16 protein-coding genes are annotated in these 16616 nt (G+C 72.6%); 11 read left to right on the forward strand and 5 right to left on the reverse strand.

Annotated features, from left to right (window positions below):
• Positions 1 to 21: 21 nt before the first annotated feature.
• Complete coding sequence (gene gdhA / locus KZX45_RS03870) at positions 22 to 1359, forward strand: NADP-specific glutamate dehydrogenase (RefSeq protein ID WP_248256412.1); 1338 nt, start codon at positions 22 to 24, stop codon at positions 1357 to 1359.
• A 4-nt stretch (positions 1360 to 1363) separates the two neighbouring features.
• Here gdhA and KZX45_RS03875 read toward each other — a convergent pair whose 3' ends face one another.
• Positions 1364 to 1534, reverse strand: a complete 171-nt coding sequence (locus tag KZX45_RS03875) for a hypothetical protein (protein WP_248256413.1) — start codon at positions 1532 to 1534, stop codon at positions 1364 to 1366.
• A 225-nt stretch (positions 1535 to 1759) separates the two neighbouring features.
• Here KZX45_RS03875 and KZX45_RS03880 point away from each other — a divergent pair, with 225 nt between their 5' ends.
• The 3 genes from KZX45_RS03880 to KZX45_RS03890 all read left to right on the forward strand — a co-directional run bounded on the left by KZX45_RS03880 (position 1760) and on the right by KZX45_RS03890 (position 4669).
• Positions 1760 to 3268: a S8 family serine peptidase gene (locus tag KZX45_RS03880; protein ID WP_248256414.1), complete on the forward strand. Its 1509-nt coding sequence runs from the start codon at positions 1760 to 1762 to the stop codon at positions 3266 to 3268.
• A 294-nt stretch (positions 3269 to 3562) separates the two neighbouring features.
• Complete coding sequence (locus KZX45_RS03885) at positions 3563 to 4360, forward strand: copper homeostasis protein CutC (protein ID WP_248256415.1); 798 nt, start codon at positions 3563 to 3565, stop codon at positions 4358 to 4360.
• Positions 4361 to 4369: 9 nt separating this feature from the next.
• Positions 4370 to 4669, forward strand: coding sequence for a thiamine-binding protein (locus KZX45_RS03890; RefSeq protein WP_248256416.1), 300 nt, complete (start codon positions 4370 to 4372; stop codon positions 4667 to 4669).
• Here KZX45_RS03890 and KZX45_RS03895 read toward each other — a convergent pair.
• Positions 4641 to 6113, reverse strand: a complete 1473-nt coding sequence (locus KZX45_RS03895; RefSeq protein WP_248256417.1) for an MFS transporter — start codon at positions 6111 to 6113, stop codon at positions 4641 to 4643. The two genes, KZX45_RS03890 and KZX45_RS03895, sit on opposite strands and share 29 nt — an antisense overlap.
• A 233-nt stretch (positions 6114 to 6346) precedes the next feature.
• Here KZX45_RS03895 and KZX45_RS03900 point away from each other — a divergent pair, with 233 nt between their 5' ends.
• From KZX45_RS03900 to purM, 6 genes are all read left to right on the forward strand, one after another.
• Entirely contained in the window at positions 6347 to 8974 is a 2628-nt protein-coding gene (locus KZX45_RS03900) for a bifunctional UDP-sugar hydrolase/5'-nucleotidase (RefSeq protein WP_248256418.1), read from the forward strand.
• Positions 8975 to 9132: 158 nt separating this feature from the next.
• On the forward strand, positions 9133 to 9495 hold the full coding sequence (locus tag KZX45_RS03905) for a sterol carrier family protein (RefSeq protein ID WP_248256419.1): 363 nt from the start codon (positions 9133 to 9135) through the stop codon (positions 9493 to 9495).
• Positions 9492 to 10055 (forward strand): hypothetical protein, encoded by a 564-nt coding sequence (locus KZX45_RS03910; protein ID WP_248256420.1) that lies wholly within the window; start codon positions 9492 to 9494, stop codon positions 10053 to 10055. The genes KZX45_RS03905 and KZX45_RS03910 overlap by 4 nt, the downstream gene beginning before the upstream one ends.
• A 246-nt stretch (positions 10056 to 10301) precedes the next feature.
• Complete coding sequence (locus KZX45_RS03915) at positions 10302 to 11774, forward strand: RNB domain-containing ribonuclease (RefSeq protein WP_248256421.1); 1473 nt, start codon at positions 10302 to 10304, stop codon at positions 11772 to 11774.
• Positions 11775 to 11873: 99 nt separating this feature from the next.
• On the forward strand, positions 11874 to 13448 hold the full coding sequence (gene purF / locus KZX45_RS03920) for an amidophosphoribosyltransferase (RefSeq protein WP_248256422.1): 1575 nt from the start codon (positions 11874 to 11876) through the stop codon (positions 13446 to 13448).
• Positions 13445 to 14569 (forward strand): phosphoribosylformylglycinamidine cyclo-ligase, encoded by a 1125-nt coding sequence (purM, locus tag KZX45_RS03925; protein ID WP_248256423.1) that lies wholly within the window; start codon positions 13445 to 13447, stop codon positions 14567 to 14569. The genes purF and purM overlap by 4 nt, the downstream gene beginning before the upstream one ends.
• Before the next feature lie 188 nt (positions 14570 to 14757).
• Here purM and KZX45_RS03930 read toward each other — a convergent pair whose 3' ends face one another.
• A complete protein-coding gene (locus KZX45_RS03930; protein WP_374112537.1) occupies positions 14758 to 15015 on the reverse strand; it encodes a DUF3073 domain-containing protein in 258 nt (85 codons plus the stop codon).
• A 220-nt stretch (positions 15016 to 15235) separates the two neighbouring features.
• On the opposite strand from KZX45_RS03930, the gene KZX45_RS03935 reads away from it, so the two are divergent.
• The gene (locus KZX45_RS03935) at positions 15236 to 15466 is read left to right on the forward strand and encodes a BldC family transcriptional regulator (protein ID WP_248256424.1); all 231 of its coding nucleotides are present in this window, start codon (positions 15236 to 15238) and stop codon (positions 15464 to 15466) included.
• 193 nt (positions 15467 to 15659) lie between these two features.
• Here the strand turns inward: KZX45_RS03935 and KZX45_RS03940 are convergent, their stop codons facing one another.
• Both KZX45_RS03940 and KZX45_RS03945 read right to left on the reverse strand, forming a co-directional pair.
• Positions 15660 to 15968 (reverse strand): DUF3618 domain-containing protein, encoded by a 309-nt coding sequence (locus tag KZX45_RS03940; RefSeq protein ID WP_248256425.1) that lies wholly within the window; start codon positions 15966 to 15968, stop codon positions 15660 to 15662.
• Positions 15965 to 16408, reverse strand: a complete 444-nt coding sequence (locus tag KZX45_RS03945; RefSeq protein WP_248256426.1) for a phage holin family protein — start codon at positions 16406 to 16408, stop codon at positions 15965 to 15967. The genes KZX45_RS03940 and KZX45_RS03945 overlap by 4 nt, the downstream gene beginning before the upstream one ends.
• Between the last annotated feature and the right edge of the window lie 208 nt (positions 16409 to 16616).

A 16616-nucleotide genomic window follows, 5' to 3' on the forward strand; every position in this document is an offset into this window, starting at 1 on the left:
GCCCTCACGAGAGAGAGCACCATGCTGTCTGAGCTTCAGGATGTCTACGACCGGGTCATCCGCCGCAACCACGGCGAGCCGGAGTTCCACCAGGCCGTCCGCGAGGTCTTCGAGTCGCTCGACCCCGCCATCGAGAAGCACCCCGAGTACCGCGAGCACGCGATCATCAGCCGGATCGTGGAGCCCGAGCGCCAGATCATGTTCCGGGTGCCCTGGGTCGACGACTCCGGCAGCGTCCAGGTCAATCGCGGCTTCCGGGTGCAGTTCAACTCCGCGCTCGGGCCGTACAAGGGTGGGCTGCGCTTCCACCCGAGCGTGAACCTCGGGATCATCAAGTTCCTCGGCTTCGAGCAGATCTTCAAGAACTCGCTCACCGGCCGCGGCATCGGCGGCGGCAAGGGCGGCTCCGACTTCGACCCCCACGGGCGCAGCGACGGCGAGATCATGCGGTTCTGCCAGGCGTTCATGACCGAGCTGCACCGCCACATCGGTGAGCACACCGACGTCCCCGCCGGGGACATCGGCGTCGGCGGCCGCGAGATCGGCTACCTCTACGGCCAGTACAAGCGCCTGACCAACCGCGCCGAGATGGGCGTCCTCACCGGCAAGGGCGTGCCGTGGGGCGGCTCCCGCGGGCGTACCGAGGCCACCGGGTACGGCGTCGTCATCTTCGCCGACCGCATGCTGCAGACCGCCGGTCAGGCGATGGAGGGGCAGCGCGTCGTCGTCTCCGGGAGCGGCAACGTGGCGATCTACGCGGTCGAGAAGGCGCAGGAGCTCGGCGCCACCGTCGTGACGGTCTCGGACTCCTCCGGCTACGTCGTCGACGAGGCGGGCATCGACCTCGAGCTGCTCAAGCAGGTCAAGGAGGTCGAGCGCGGCCGCGTCTCCGACTACGTCGAGCGCCGCCCGGGCGCCCGCCTGGTGCAGGGCGGGCGCGTGTGGGACGTGCCGTGCACCGTGGCGCTCCCGTGCGCCACCCAGAACGAGCTCGACCACCACGGCGCCGAGGCCCTCGTGAAGAACGGGGTCGCCGTCGTCGCCGAGGGGGCGAACATGCCCTCCACCCCCGACGCGGTCGAGATCTTCCAGTCCTCGCACGTGCTGTTCGGGCCCGGCAAGGCCGCGAACGCCGGCGGTGTGGCGACCTCCGCGCTGGAGATGGCGCAGAACGCCTCTCGGGAGCCGCTGACCTTCTCCGAGGTGACCAGCAAGCTCGAGGGCATCATGGAGCGCATCCACTTCAAGTGCGCCACGACGGCGGAGGAGTACGGCCGCCCGGGCGACTACGTGCTCGGCGCCAACATCGCCGGCTTCCGGAAGGTCGCGGACGCGATGCTCGAGCAGGGCGTGGTCTGACGCCTCAGGCCTCGGGGTTCTCCTCGGGCTCGAACGTGTTCGGCTCACCGGCGCCGAGCCCGACGCCGGTCTCCGGGTTCGGGGCGCCACCCTCCTCGGTCCGCTGACCGCTGCTTCCGGGCTCCTCAGGCTCGTCGGTCATGCCCAGCGCCTCGTCCGGGTTCGGGGTGCTCATGCTGATCAGCCCTCCAGGTGGGGTTCGGACGTGATGAGTGTGTGCGCGGCCGGCGGGTGCGGCAACCGCACGTGGCACGGACGGTGCCTTGCCCTCTCCGGCCGCCCCGGCCGGGTCGGGCGGCGGCACGCGCACAAGTCCCCCGGGGGCGGGTGCGGGTGGCGGGCGCTAGAGTCCCGGACGGACCGGGACAAGAACGTCCCGGCCGAATTCAAGGGGGAATTCATGCGCCTTTCCTTACCGTCCCGCGCGGGCGTGACGCTGGCGGCCTCGGCCGCCCTGCTCGCCTCCACCGTGGCCCTCGCCCAGGCGGCCCCGGCCGCTGAGGAGCCGACGTCGACCTACGTCCCGATCGACGTGTCCGACGGTCGCCTCATGAGCTACGCCGTCAACCTCAGGACCGCCAACCCGGGCCAGACGCGCCTGGTCGAGCGGGCGGTCGAGGAGGCCGGTGGCGTGGTCGTGCAGTCCTGGCCGCAGATCGGCGTGGTCATCGCTCACTCGACCAGCGCGAGCTTCCTGGCCGAGCTGCCCGCCGGCCCCGGCTCCCCGATCGAGTCGGCCGGCCCGACCCGCACCGCCGAGGTGTCCGAGGGCACCCCGGGGGTCGAGCGGGAGACGGTGCCCGGCGACCGCGGCGCCGCTCCGTACAAACGCCAACCGCGGGTGCACGGCCTCGACGCCGGGGACGTCACCAGCGCCGAGGGCGCGACCGAGGTGCGCGAGGGCAATCTGTGGAACCTCGACATGATCGACGCCTACGCGGCGCACGAGATCAGCGAGGGCAGCGACGGCGTGCTGGTCGGCGTGCTCGACTCCGGCATCGACGCCGCCCACCCGGACCTGGCCGCGACGGTCGACGCGTCGACGTCGGTCGGCTGCACCGCCGCGGGGCAGCCGGACACCTCCCCGGAGGCGTGGGGCGTGACGACCAGCGGGCACGGGACGCACGTGGCCGGGACGATCGCGGCGGCGCGCAACGGCGCCGGTGTCGTCGGGGTGGCGCCCAACGTGCGGATGGCCTCCGTCAAGGTGGTCAACGACGACGGGTACATCTACCCCGAGTACGCCATCTGCGGCTTCGTCTGGGCGGCCGACCGGGGCATGGACGTGACCAACAACAGCTACTACATCGACCCGTTCGAGTTCTGGTGCGGCGACCAGCCGCTGCAGGCACCGGCGATGGAGGCCGTCCGCCGTGCGGTGGACTACGCCACTGGGCGTGGTGTGGTCCACGCGGCCGCCGCCGGCAACTCGGCGTACGACCTGGCGAACAAGACCACCAACGCCTCCAGCCCCAACGACGGCATCGCGATCGACCGCCAGATCAACGGCACGTGCAAGGACATGCCCACCGAGCTCGACGGCGTGGTGACGGTCTCGGCCCTCGGCCGGGACGGCAGCAAGGCCGGGTTCTCGAACTTCGGCACCGGTGTCATCGACGTGTCGGCACCGGGCGCCGGTATCACCTCCACCTTCCCGGGCGCCCGCTACGCGACCGCCAGCGGCACCTCGATGGCGTCCCCGCACGTGGCCGGGGTGCTCGCGCTGCTGAAGTCGACGCACCCGGGTGCGACCCCGGCGGAGCTCATCGCCCTGCTCGAGGCGCAGGCCGACGACACCGCCTGCCCGGCAGGCGTGGCGCTGTGCGTCGGGACCGCGGAGGACAACGGTTTCTACGGCGAGGGCATCGTCAACGCCCTCGACGCGGTCACCTCCGGCATCAGGGAGTGACCGAGGGGCAGCTGCACGAACCGCCCGGACCGCACGGGGCGGGCGGATGAGGGGGCGGCGCGGGGAGACCCGCGCCGCCCTCTCGCGTGCTCGCACGCGCCGATCCTCGCCGGCGCCCAGTCAGGCGTCCGTCCTCGCCCGCCGTCGGTCCGTCGCGCCCGCTGTCGGCCCTGATCGCCCGCAGCCGGCCCTCCTCGCCCGCCGCCGGCCCTCCTCGCCCGGCGTCGGCTATCCCGCCCGACGACCGGGCGCGCCGGTGCGCGCGGCGGCGCCGCGTGAGCGACGATGGCCACGATGAGACTCGAGATCACGGTGCAGGACGTCGACGGCGTGCGCGCCGCGCAGGCCGGGGGAGCGGACCGCGCCGAGCTGTGCCAGGCGCTCGCGCTCGGCGGGCTGACCCCCAGCTCCGGCACGGCGCAGCTGGCGGCACTGGTCGGCCCGGAGGTCCACGTCCTGATCAGACCCCGCGAGGGTGGGTTCGCGTACACGGCCACCGAGGTCTCGGTCATGGTGCGCGACGTCGAGGCGCTCCTCGACGCCGGGGCCGCCGGCGTCGTCGTCGGCGCCCTGACGGCGGACGGCGACGCGCTGGACCGGCACGCGATGAAGGCCCTCGTCCGCGCCGCGGAGGGGCACCCGGTGACGGTGCACCGGTGCGTCGACGTCCTGCTCGGGGTCTACCGGCGCGACCCCGCCGCGCTGGTCGACGAGCTCGCCGGGCTCGGTGTGAGCCGCATGCTCACCTCCGGCGGGGCGCCGCGCGCGCTCGAGGGCCTCCCCGTGCTCGCGGCGCTCGCCGAGGCGGCCGAGGGCACGATCGAGATCACCGCCGGGGGCGGCGTCCGGCCCGAGCACGTCCCGGCCCTCGCCGGGGGCGGCGTCGGCGCGATCCACCTGTCGGCGCGGGCCCTCGCCACGGATGCCGGGCCCGCGGGCCCCGGCGGCGGACCGGACGGCTACGCGACCACGGACCCGCACCTGGTGGCGGCCGCGCGCTCCGCCGTCGACGCCCTCGGTCAGCCGCAGGCGCGCCCCGCCGGCAGTGCGGACGAGACACGCGGGTCCGGTGCAGGACGGCGGCCGTCCTAGGCTGGGCACATGCTCTTCGCCTTCTCCGTCGCCCCCACGACCGCCGACACCCCCGACGGCTCGGTGAGCGCCGCCGTCGCGGAGGCGGTGCGGATCGTGCGCGAGTCGGGGCTGCCGAACGAGACCACGGCCATGTTCACCACGCTCGAGGGCGAGTGGGACGAGTGCATGGACGTCATCAGGCGCGCCACCGAGGCCGTCGCGGCCACGAGCCCGCGGGTGAGCCTTGTGATCAAGGCCGACATCAGGCCCGGCTACACCGGCCAGCTCACCGAGAAGGTCAGGCGGGTGGAGGACCGGCTGCGCTGACGGGACCGTGACGCCGGCGCAGCGCGTCGAGGAGCGCCACGACGAACGCCACGGCCAGCAGCCCGAGGGTCACGCGCAGCCCCACGCTGAGCGCCGGCCCGTACCCGCCCGCGAGGCCGCCGCGGCTGCGCCCCAGGGTCGCGAAGAAGACCGAGGCGATGACGGCGACCCCGACCGCAGCGCCGATGCGCTGCGTCGTCTGCAGGACCCCGCCCGCGGTGCCGCCCTGGGCCACCGGGACCTCGGCGAGCGTGAGCGTCTGGTTGGGGGAGATCACGACGCCGTTGCCCAGCCCCGCGAGAGCCAGCCAGCCTGCCATCGCCACCGCGGCGCCGTTGCCCTCCGTGGAGCCGACCGTCACGTCGACCCCCACGATCCCGGCCGCCATCACGCCGATGCCGGCCACCACCGTCCAGCGGCCGAACCGCTGCACCAGGTAGCCGCTGCGCGCCGCCGAGACCGCCCCCACCAGGGCGAACGGGGTCTGCACGACGCCGGCCAGCAGGGGAGTGAGCCCCAGCCCGGTCTGCAGGTAGAGCGTGCCGACCAGGAAGATGCCGGTGAACCCGGCGAAGTAGGCCGTGCCGACGACGGCGCCGAGGCTGAACGACGGGGTGCGCACGAGCGACGACGGGACCACCGGGGACCGACCTGCGCGCTCGGTCCACCGCTCCCACAGCACCAGGAGCCCCACGATCGCGAGCCCGACGAGGACGAGCCACCACGGGCTGGCGTCCGGTCCCTCGGCGGCGACGATGAACGGCAGCATCACGCAGACCACGCTCGCGGCGATGAGGACGAGCCCGACGACGTCGACACCCATCCCGCCCGACCGCTGCCGCTCCGCCCGGGGCAGGTAGCGCAGCGCCAGCGGGACGAGCACGGCGCCGATGGGGACGTTGACCAGGAAGACCGACCGCCAACCCTCCGCCTCGCCGAAGAGTGCGATCAGCGTCCCGCCGAGCAGCGGGCCGGTGGCGGTGGAGATGCCGATGGCCGCGCCGTAGAAGCCGAAAGCCCGGCCCCGTTCGTGCCCCTGGAAGAGGTGCTGGATGAGGCCGATCACCTGGGGGTTGAGGACGCCGGCGCTGAGTCCCTGCAGCAGGCGCATGACCGCCAGCATCTCGGCCGAGGTCGCGAGGCCGCACGCGGCGGAGAAGGCGACGAAGCCCAACAGCCCCGCGACGAAGGCGCCCCGACGGCCCAGCACGTCCCCGAGCCTCCCGGCTGGGATGAGCGCCAGCCCGAACGCGAGCGTGTAGCCCGCCACGATCCACTGCAGCTCGCTCGGGCCGGCGCCGAGGGAGGCCTCGATCGACGGCAGCGCGACGTTGACGATCGAGACGTCCAGCAGCGTCATGAACCCCGCGCCGAGGCAGACGGCGAAGGCGCGCCACCGGGCTCGGTCGGCGTCGGGCCCGGACGTGCCCGGTCGCGAGGTCACCGGGACAGGTGTAGCAGCCGTCGATCGGGGCGGGAAGTTTGTGGCGCTTTGCCGGGGAATCGGACGTCATTTGCGGGCGTCGTCCGTGAACGTCCCGTGAACAGAGTCATTTGACGTCCGAAACCACGGAGTTCGCGGACTTCGGTGCACTATGGTCTGGGTCACACAATCCATCTCTCACGTTCGGGGTCCACAACATGACTCGTACGAGTGCGCCTTCGCGCGCGCGTGGTTTGACCCGGCCGGCAGCGACCGTAGGTGTCGCATCGCTCGCCGTTCTCGGCATCACCGCCGTCCCCGCCGCCGCTGACGTCGACCCGGACAGCGGCAACGTCATCGTCGACGTCCTGGCGTTCAACGACTTCCACGGCCGGATCGAGGCGAACCAGCAGTCCGCAGGTGCGGCAGTGCTCGCCGGGGCCGTCGACCAGCTCCGTGGGGAGAACGAGGACACCGTCCTGGTCTCCGCGGGCGACAACATCGGGGCCTCCACGTTCACGTCGTTCGTCCAGGACGACGAGCCCACCCTCGAGGCGCTCAACGGAATGGGCCTGTTCGCCTCCGCCGTCGGCAACCATGAGTTCGACCAGGGCGCGGACGACCTCACCGGGCGCGTGAGCGACCTGGCGGACTTCCCCTACCTGGTCGCCAACGTCGAGGGTGACCTGCCGAACATCGACGAGTACGCGATCTACACCGCTCAGGAAGGCACGGAGGAGGAGGTGACGATCGGCTTCGTCGGCGTCGTCACCCCCGAGGTGCCGTCCCTCGTCACGCCCGCGGGCATCGAGGGCCTCACGTTCGGCAGCATGCTGGAGAACGCCAACCGGGTTGCCCGGCAGCTCTCGGACGGCGACGAGACCAACGGCGAGGCCGACGTCGTCGTCGTCCTCGCCCACGACGGCGCCGCGACCGCCGACCTCTCGGCCGCCACCGGATCCACTGACTTCGGTGCGCTCGTCAACGGCGCGAGCGACGACATCGACGCGATCGTCTCCGGGCACACGCACGTGCTGTACGACCACGACGTGGACGGCATGGCCGTCACGCAGGCGAGCCAGTACGGCGAGTACCTCACCAAGCTCTCCCTCACCGTGGACCCCGAGAGCGGCGACGTGGCTTCGACCGAGGTCGCGCAGCTCGACCTCGTGGACTCCGTCCGGAACGCCGACGGAACGACCACCTACACGCCCAACTACGACGCCGACCCGGACATCGAGGCTCTCGTCCAGAAGGCCAAGGAGGTGGCCGAGGTCGAGGGCGCCGTCGAGCTCGGGACGATCGAGGCCGACCTCAACCGGGCGCAGCAGGCGAACGGTGACGAGAACCGCGGCGGCGAGTCCACGCTCGGCAACTTCGTGGCCGACGTGCACCTCTGGGCCACCCAGGAGCTCGGCGCGGAGATCGCCTTCATGAACCCCGGCGGTCTCCGGAAGGACCTCACCTACGGCGACGACGGCGTCGTCACCTACAAGGAGGCCGCGGAGGTGCAGCCCTTCGCGAACACCCTGGTCACGAAGGATCTCACCGGCGAGCAGATCTACCAGGTGCTCGAGGAGCAGTGGCAGCCCGCCGGCGCCTCCCGGCCGTTCCTCAAGCTCGGCGTCTCGGCGGGCTTCGAGTACCTCTACGACCCCACGGCCCCGGCCGGTGAGCGGATCCTCGGCGCGACGCTGAACGACGAGCCGATCGTCTGGGACGCCACCTACAAGGTGGTCATGAACTCGTTCCTGGCGTCCGGCGGCGACAACTTCACCACCTTCGCCGAGGGTACGAACTCGGCCGACTCCGGCCGCGTGGACCTGCAGGCCACCGTCGACTACTTCGCCGCCCAGGAGGGAACCCCGGTGACGCCGGACCTCGCGCAGCGGGCGGTCGGCATCACCGTCAGTGGCGACGTGGTACCCGGCGCGAGGGTCACCTTCGGCCTGTCCTCCCTCGACTTCAGCACCACCGAGGAGGACGCGACCGAGGTCCAGCTCTTCATGGGTGACCAGCTGCTCGGCACGGCGCCGATCGACGGGACCGTCGTGGACACCACCGACGAGGTGGGTCGCGCGACCATCCAGGCGACGATCCCGTCGGCCCCGGGCGTGTACGAGCTCGCGGTCGTCACCGACGTCGGCACGGATGTCGCCTTCCCCATCGAGCTCGAGGGAGGTACCGGTGACCCCGGCCAGCAGTTCGGGTTCTTCCTGAACGACTCGTGGACGACGAAGGCGAACCACACGTTCATGTACGGCCGGTTCTCCGACGAGGTCCTGATCGGTGACTGGGACGGCGACGGGACGGACTCGATCACCGTGCGCCGCGGGAACGTGTTCTACGTGTCCAACGAACCGCGTGGCGGCGAGGCCGAGCACGTGTTCGTCTACGGGCGTCCCGGGGACACGGTGCTGGTCGGTGACTGGGACGGCGACGGCGTCGACACCCTGGCGGTGCGTCGCGGCGCGGCGTACCACGTCAAGAACGACCTGGCGGGCGGTCCTGCGGACAAGGTCGTGGTCTACGGCCGCGCCGGGGACCAGGTCGTGGTCGGTGACTGGGACGCTGACGGTGCGGACACCTTCGCGGTGCGCCGCGGTGCGGAGTACTTCGTGAAGAACTCCATCGCCGCCGGCAACGCCGACCAGGTGGTCGTCTACGGCAAGCCCGGCGACGTGACCCTGGCGGGTGACTGGGACGGCGACGGGGACGACACGTTCGCGGTGCGGCGTGGTGCGACGTACTACGTCAAGAACACCATCGCACCCGGAAATGCCGACATCGTGCTCGTCTACGGACGTGCGAACGACGAGGTCTACGTCGGCGACTGGAACGGTGACGGCACCGACACCCTCGGGGTCCGCCGCCTGCCCTGATCTACCGCACGGGGTGACGAGATCCGTCACCCCTTCCGGCGAGGCCCGCACCCCGATCGGGGGGCGGGCCTCGCCCACGTCAGGGGGACGAGCGCCGACCTCCTCGGCGTTACGGTGGATGCGTGCCCCCTCGCCGACGAATCGATCCCTCCGAAGGCATGAGTGCCCTCACCGTCTGGATGCGGGCGCAGGACGACAACAGTGCCCACCTGGCGGCAGGTGTGGTCCGGACCGCCGTGCGCTTCACCCTCGAGGAGCTTGCCGTCAGCTCGCCCGGAAACTCCGTCGAGGTGCGCGTCCCGCCCGCCGGCGCCGTCCAGGCCATCGCCGGGCCGCGGCACACCCGCGGCACCCCCCCGAACGTCGTCGAGACGGACCCCGTGACGTGGCTCGCCCTGGCCACCGGACGACTGGCGTGGGACGACGCCGTCGCCACGGGCAAGGTGGCCGCGTCCGGGACCCGGGCCGATCTCAGCCCGGTTCTCCCGCTCATCACGCGGGCAGGTAGGTTCACGTCGTGACCGGCTCACCCCTCGACGACCCCCGCCCCGCCCGCACGCCCGACTCCGCCGCCGAGCGGCCGGCCGCGGAGCCCGTTCCCGCGGCCGCATCCGCCGACCCCGCGCCGGTGGGCACCGCGCCGGCTGTTCCTGGCGTGTCCGCTCCACCCGAGCCCGAGCCCGAGCCCGAGCCCGAGCCCCAGCCCGAGCCCGAGCCCGGTCCCGAGCCCGAGCCCGGTCCCGAACCTCGGCCCGAGCGCAATCCCGAGAACGGGCCGCCCGAGCCCGAGCCGGGGGTCCGCGTCGCTGACGTCGTCGACCGGAGGACGGTCCGCCAGGCCCCCAGGTTCGGCCGGTTCATCCTGGCCGGCGTGGCGCTTGGCGCCGTCCTCGCGCTTCTCCTCGCGTTCCTGACCCCGCCGAGCCAGTACGCACGGTCGGATCTTTTCTGGATCCTGTTTCTCGGGATCGGCTTCATCTGCGGGATCGCCGCTGCCGGGCTGGCGGTCGTGCTCGACCGCCGCTCGCTCGCGCGACGCGAGGCACGCACCGCTGCACGCCGGACGCCGCCAGCAGCCTGAACCAGTTCCGTCCGCGCGCCCCTTCGACCGGTCAGGGTCGGAAGGCCGTTCTCCTCGTGGGCGATGGAGTGGCCGATGGAGTGGCCGTCGCCCCAGGGGGCGACACGTGGAGGCCGATTGCCGCAGCAGGGCCTCCGATTCCGGCGTGCGACTTCGGCAGGGACTCCGGACCAGCGGGGTCGTGAAGCGCGACGAGCCGTGCACTCAGCCGCTGCGGCCGTCGGTGGCACGGCATAGGGTGCAGCCGTGCTCAGCCGATACCTCGCCCTCGACACCGCCGCGCCCGACGAGGTCCACGTCGCCCTCGAGCGGCTGCGGGCCGAGCTGGAGATCGAGCCGGAATTCCCGCCCGCGGCGCTGGCCGAGGCACAGGCTTCCGTCGACACCCCGCTGCCGCAGCGTGACGCCACCGGCATCCCGTTCGTGACGATCGACCCGCCCGGCTCCCGAGACCTCGACCAGGCTCTGCACATCGAGCGGGACGGCGAGGGCTTCCTCGTGCGTTACGCCATCGCCTCGCTCGCGACCTTCGTCCAGCCGGGCGGCGCACTCGACCAGGAGGTCCACCAGCGTGGCGTGACGGTCTACGGCCCCACCGGGTCCTTCCCGCTGCACCCGCCGACGCTGAGCGCCGGGGCGGCGAGCCTGCTCCCCGAGGAGGACCGGCCGGCGTGCCTCTGGGAACTGCGTCTCGACGGCTCCGGCGAGCTGCTCGAGACGCGGGTCGAGCGTGCGGTCGTGCGCTCGCGAGCTCAGCTCACCTACCAGCAGGTCCAGACCGCGGCCGACGGCGGACCAGCCCTCCCGGACGGGGTCCCGACGGACCTCCCCGAGCTGCTGCGGACTGTCGGCGACCTGCGTCAGAACCTCGAGCGGCAGCGCGGCGGCGTCTCGCTGGAGATCCCCGAGCAGCACATCGAGCGCAACGAGCACGGCTACGTGCTCGCCTTCCGAGCCACCCTGCCGGTGGAGGGGTGGAACGCGCAGATCTCCCTTCTCACGGGGATCGCGGCGGCCGGACTCATGCGCGAGGCGGGCGTCGGGATCCTCCGCACCCTGCCCGACCCGGATCCCCGCGACGTCCGACGCCTGCGCCGTGCCGGGGCCGCTCTCGGCGTCGACTGGCCCGAAGGCACCACCTACGGCGAGCTCCTGCGGACCCTCGACTCCGCCGTCCCGGCGCACGCGGCGTTCCTCAACGAGGCCACGATGCTCTTCCGGGGAGCGGGGTACCTCGCCCTGGGCGTCGGCGGCGTCGCGGACGGCGACCGGCCCACCACCCGCCATGCCGCCATCGCCGCGGAGTACGCCCACGTGACCGCCCCGCTGCGGCGGCTCGTCGACCGCTACGGCCTCGAGATCTGCCTCGCGCACTGCGCGGGCGAGCAGGTGCCCGCCTGGGTCATCGACGCCCTGCCCGGCCTCCCGTCGACCATGGGCCGGACCACCCAGCGCGCCAACGCCTACGAGCGCGGCGCCGTCGACGCGCTGGAGGCGCTCGTGCTGGAGGGCCGGGTCGGCGAGGTCTTCGAGGGCGTGATCGTCGAGAGCGACGACGGCGGCAAGATCGGCGGCACCGAGCGCGGCACGGTCGTGGTCGGCTCTCCGGCGGTCGAGGGGCGCGTCGAGGGGGCCGACCTGCCGGTGGGGGAGCGGATCGAGGTCCGTCTCGTCGAGGTCGACGTCCCGGAGCGGCTGGTGCGGTTCGAGCTGGCCTAGCGGCCGGCGTGGTCGCCGTCGCCGTCCGGCGTCCGGGACGGTTCGCCTGCCCCGCGGACGGCCGGTGGAGCAGGGGCCGCGGTGTGCGACCATGGGGCCGTGGCGCGCGGAGACGGACGGCTTTCCCATGACCTTCTCCCGGGCGAGAAGGGGCCGCAGGACGAGTGCGGCGTCTTCGGCGTCTGGGCCCCCGGTGAGGATGTCGCCAGGCTGACCTACTTCGGCATCTACGCGCTCCAGCACCGTGGCCAGGAGTCGGCGGGGATCGCCACCTCCAACGGCGAGCAGATCCTCGTGTACAAGGACATGGGCCTCGTCTCCCAGGTCTTCGACGACCAGGCGCTCGAGCCGCTGAAGGGCCACATCGCCGTCGGGCACACGCGTTACTCGACGACCGGCTCCTCGGAGTGGCAGAACGCCCAGCCGACCCTCGGCCCCACCGCCTCGGGCACGGTGGCGCTCGGCCACAACGGCAACCTCACGAACACCCGTGAGCTGATGGACCTCGTGCGCGAGCGCTTCGGCAAGGACCTGCGCGGCGAGCTGGGCCGCGGATCCTCCACCGACACCGCCGTCGTCACGGCGCTCCTCGGCGGCACCAGCGAGAACGGCGAGCGACTCGAGGACGTCGCCATGGACGTCCTGCCCCTGCTCGAGGGTGCCTTCTCCCTGGCCTTCATGGACGAGCACACCCTCTACGCGGCCCGCGACGCCCACGGCGTCCGGCCCCTCGTCCTCGGCCGGCTGGAGCGGGGCTGGGCCGTCGCCTCCGAGACCGCGGCCCTCGACATCGTCGGCGCCTCCTTCGTGCGCGAGGTCGAGCCCGGCGAGCTGCTGATCATCGACGCCGACGGGCTGCGCTCGCGCCGCTTCGCCGAGGCCACCCCGCACGGCTGCGTCTTCGAGTACGTCTACCTCGCCCGGCCGGACACCCGGATCGCCGGCGTGTCCGTCAACGCGGCGCGCTCGGAGATGGGCCGGGTCCTCGCCCGCGAGTGCGCCGTCGACGCCGACCTGGTCATCCCCACCCCCGAGTCGGGCACCCCCGCCGCGATCGGCTACGCCCAGGAGTCGGGCATCCCGTTCGCGCAGGGCCTGGTCAAGAACTCCTACGTGGGGCGCACCTTCATCCAGCCGACGGACACGATCCGCCAGCTCGGGATCCGGCTCAAGCTCAACCCGCTCCGTGAGGTCATCGCCGGCAAGCGGCTCGTGGTGGTGGACGACTCCATCGTCCGCGGGAACACCCAGCGCGCCCTCGTGCGGATGCTCCGCGAGGCCGGCGCCGCCGAGGTGCACGTGCGCATCTCCTCCCCGCCGGTGAAGTGGCCGTGCTTCTACGGCATCGACTTCGCCACGCGGGCCGAGCTCATCGCCAACGGCCTGAGCACCGAAGAGATCCGTGACAACCTCGGCGCCGACTCGCTCGGGTACATCTCCCTCGAGGGCATGGTCGCGGCCACGACGCGCCCGCGCGAACGTCTGTGCACGGCGTGCTTCACCGGCGAGTACCCGATCCGGATCCACGGCGGCGCCACCGTCTCCGGCGCGGACGCGCCGACCATCCCCGACGCCGGCGACTCCCCCGTGGCCGGACTCGAGACCCCCGGGGTGCCGGCCGAGCTCGCCCCGACCGACGCCGCCACCGCCTCGCAGCCAGGAGCCCTGCAGTGACCGAGACCCCGCACCAGCCGATCACCTACGCGGCCGCCGGCGTGGACACCGAGGCCGGTGACAAGGCGGTCGAGCTGATGAAGGAGGCCGTGCGCGGCACGCACACCTCCGCCGTCGTCGGCGGGGTCGGCGGGTTCGCCGGTCTGGTGGACGTCAGCGCGCTGAAGAGCTACCGGCGCCCGCTGCTGGCCACCTCGACCGACGGCGTCGGCACCAAGGTCGCCATCGCGCAGGCCATGGACATGCACGACACGATCGGCCACGACCTCGTCGGCATGGTGGTCGACGACATCGTGGTCGTCGGCGCGCGCCCGCTGCTGATGACGGACTACATCGCCACCGGCAAGGTCGTCCCCGAGCGCGTCGCGGACATCGTGCGCGGCATCGCCGAGGCCTGCGCGATCGTCGGCACGCCGCTGCTCGGCGGGGAGACCGCCGAGCACCCCGGCCTGCTCGGCGAGGACGAGTACGACGTCGCGGGCGCCGCCACCGGAGTGGTCGAGGCCGACGACGTCCTGGGCGCGGAGCGCGTCCGCCCCGGCGACGTCCTGATCGCCATGGCGGCCTCCGGCCTCCACTCCAACGGCTACTCGCTCGTGCGGCGGGTCATCGACGTCGCGGGCTGGGCCCTGGACCGGCACGTGCCCGAGCTGGGCCGCACCGTGGGGGAGGAGCTGCTCGAGCCGACCCGCCTGTACACGCCCGCCTGCCTCGACCTCGTCGGGGCGCCGGGGGTGGAGGTCCACGCGTTCAGCCACGTCACCGGCGGTGGCCTCGCCGCCAACCTCGCGCGCGTGCTGCCGAAGGGGCTCGTGGCCGACGTCGACCGCGCCAGCTGGGTGGTCCCGCCCGTCTTCGAGATGGTGCGGACCCTCGGCCAGGTGCCCTGGGGTGACCTGCAGGCGACCCTCAATCTCGGGGTGGGCATGGTCGCCGTCGTCCCGGCCGACTCGGCGGACGCCGCGGTCGCGGCGGTCAGGGCGCGCGGCATCGACGCCTGGCTGCTGGGACGGGTCGCCGAGGACGACGGCGAGCCCGGGGCCGACGGCGAGGTCGTCCGCGGGACGAAGGGTGTCGACGGCGGAGCCGTCCGCCTGGTCGGCACGTACCGGACGTCCTGAGCGCTTCGCTGTAGCGGCGTCGCCCGGCTGTCGGGGCGTTTCGACGGCGGCGGCGCGTCCTGGCCGGCGTCACCGGCCGAGCGCGCGTCGCTCCGCCGCACCGTCAGCGTGTGACGGCACGGCGGAGCGAGGTGCACCCGGCGGAAATGACACGGACCTCCCACCGGTCCCGGGACCGGTGCGACGGATCAGCGGGTCGAGCGGATGTCGCCCCAGTCGTCCGTGGCAGGAGGGATCTGGTCGTCGTAGTCGTCCCCGTCTACGTCGTCAGTCCGCGACGTGAGCTCTCGCTCGAGAGCCCGATAGTCGGTCTCGGGGCTGAAGTACTTCAGCTTGCGAGCGACCTTCGTCTGCTTGGCCTTTTGACGGCCGCGCCCCATGGCGTCGACCCCCTCCAATAGAACCGGGGCAGGCACCCTGCGGTGCGGCCCCGTGTATGTGGTCATCTGTGTCGTGGGGCCACGGTACATGGTCGAGGCACCCCACAGCCATTCCGTCAGGCGTCCGGCGCTGTGTGAAGAGTCTCCAGATGGAGGCACCATAAGCCGCTTACGTCCAGATTGTCGGGACCATCGGCCCGGGTTCCGGGCCCCGGAGGATGGAAGTCTTGCCTGAACGACGCCGCAGAGCGCGCCGCGCCGGTTTGCTGCATCTCGAGGAGGACTCATGGCGATGACGGAAGGGACCACCGAACAGCTGCTGACGCCGTCGGAGGTGGCGGCGAAGTTCCGCGTCGACCCCAAGACGGTCACCCGCTGGGCGAACGCCGGCAAGCTCTCGTCGATCCGGACGCTCGGCGGCCACCGCCGGTTCCGGCGCGAGGAGGTCGAGGAGCTGCTCGCGGCGAGCGGGATGCCCGCGCACGACGAGCACGACAGGCACGTGGCGGCGAGCTAGCGAGTGCCGCGCCGCTGACCGGCGCCATTGCGGCGCGGCCGGGGTCGACGACGACACATCAGACGGCTCGGCCGCCCGCACCTGAGGTGCGGGCGGCCGAGCCGCTACGTCGTGGCTACGGGTCGTCGTTGTCGGCGGCGCGTGCGGCGTCCCGGGAGGCCTGCGCCGTCCGCGCGCACGGCGCCGCGCGGCGTCAGCGCCGGCGCAGCTTGATGAGGATCGCGACCCCGGCGGCCGCGATCCCGGCGACGAGGACGCCGAGGGACCTCGGGTCCCCGGCCGCGACGTCGTCCTTGAACTCCTTGGCGCGGTCGCCGGCCTCCTTGGCCGCCGTCCGGGCACCTTCCTTGGCCGCCGTGACCTGAGCGCGCGGGTCAAGCCGGTCGCTCAGCTCGTTGACCGTGTTCGTCAGGTCCAGCCGGGTGCGGGCGAGGTCGGCCTCGATCTCGGCCTGCGAGCGCTTCCGCGCAGCGTCGTTCTGCGGCGTCGCTTCATAGCTCACTTCTGGATCCCTCTCTTCACGGCGTCCACGTCCTCCTTGAACCCTTCCTGGGGCTTCGGCTGGAACTCCTTGGAGGCGTCGATCTTCTTCTTGCCGACGAGCGCCGCGATGCCGGCGACGATCAGCAGCACCACACCGACGATCAGCGCGGACAGCCACGCGGGCAGCACGGTGGCAAGGCCGAGGATCGCGGCGGCCAGCAGCACCCCGAACGCGTAGAGGCCCAGGACGGCGGCGCCGCCGAGGAAGCCGGCGCCCGTGCCGAGCCGCTTGCCCTTCTCGGCGAGCTGGACCTGGGCCAGCTGCAGCTCGTCGCGCACCAGCGTCGAGAACTGCTCGGACAGCGAGGCCACGAGCTCGCCGATGGTGCGCCTCTCCGGGCCGGGGACCTTGGTCGTCTCGACGACCGGCGTCGTCGCGCTCTCGGCGGAATAGCTCACCGCGCTCGCCTCCTCACAGCGCCTCGGGCGCCTCGACTTGTACCGGGCAGCGCCCGGGATCGGCACCATGATCGCGGTCCTCACCCTGACGTGCACCTTCAGGCCCAAGAGTGCCACGTCCGGAAGCCGCCCGGGCGCAGGCGGAGGCGACAGCCGGCCGGGAACCGCATGGACGGTGAACGGCCGGTGAACGCCTGCGTGGCCCTTC

It is taken from the genome of Georgenia sp. EYE_87 (genome assembly GCF_023148685.1).
In the GTDB taxonomy this organism is placed as follows: Bacteria; Actinomycetota; Actinomycetes; order Actinomycetales; family Actinomycetaceae; genus Georgenia.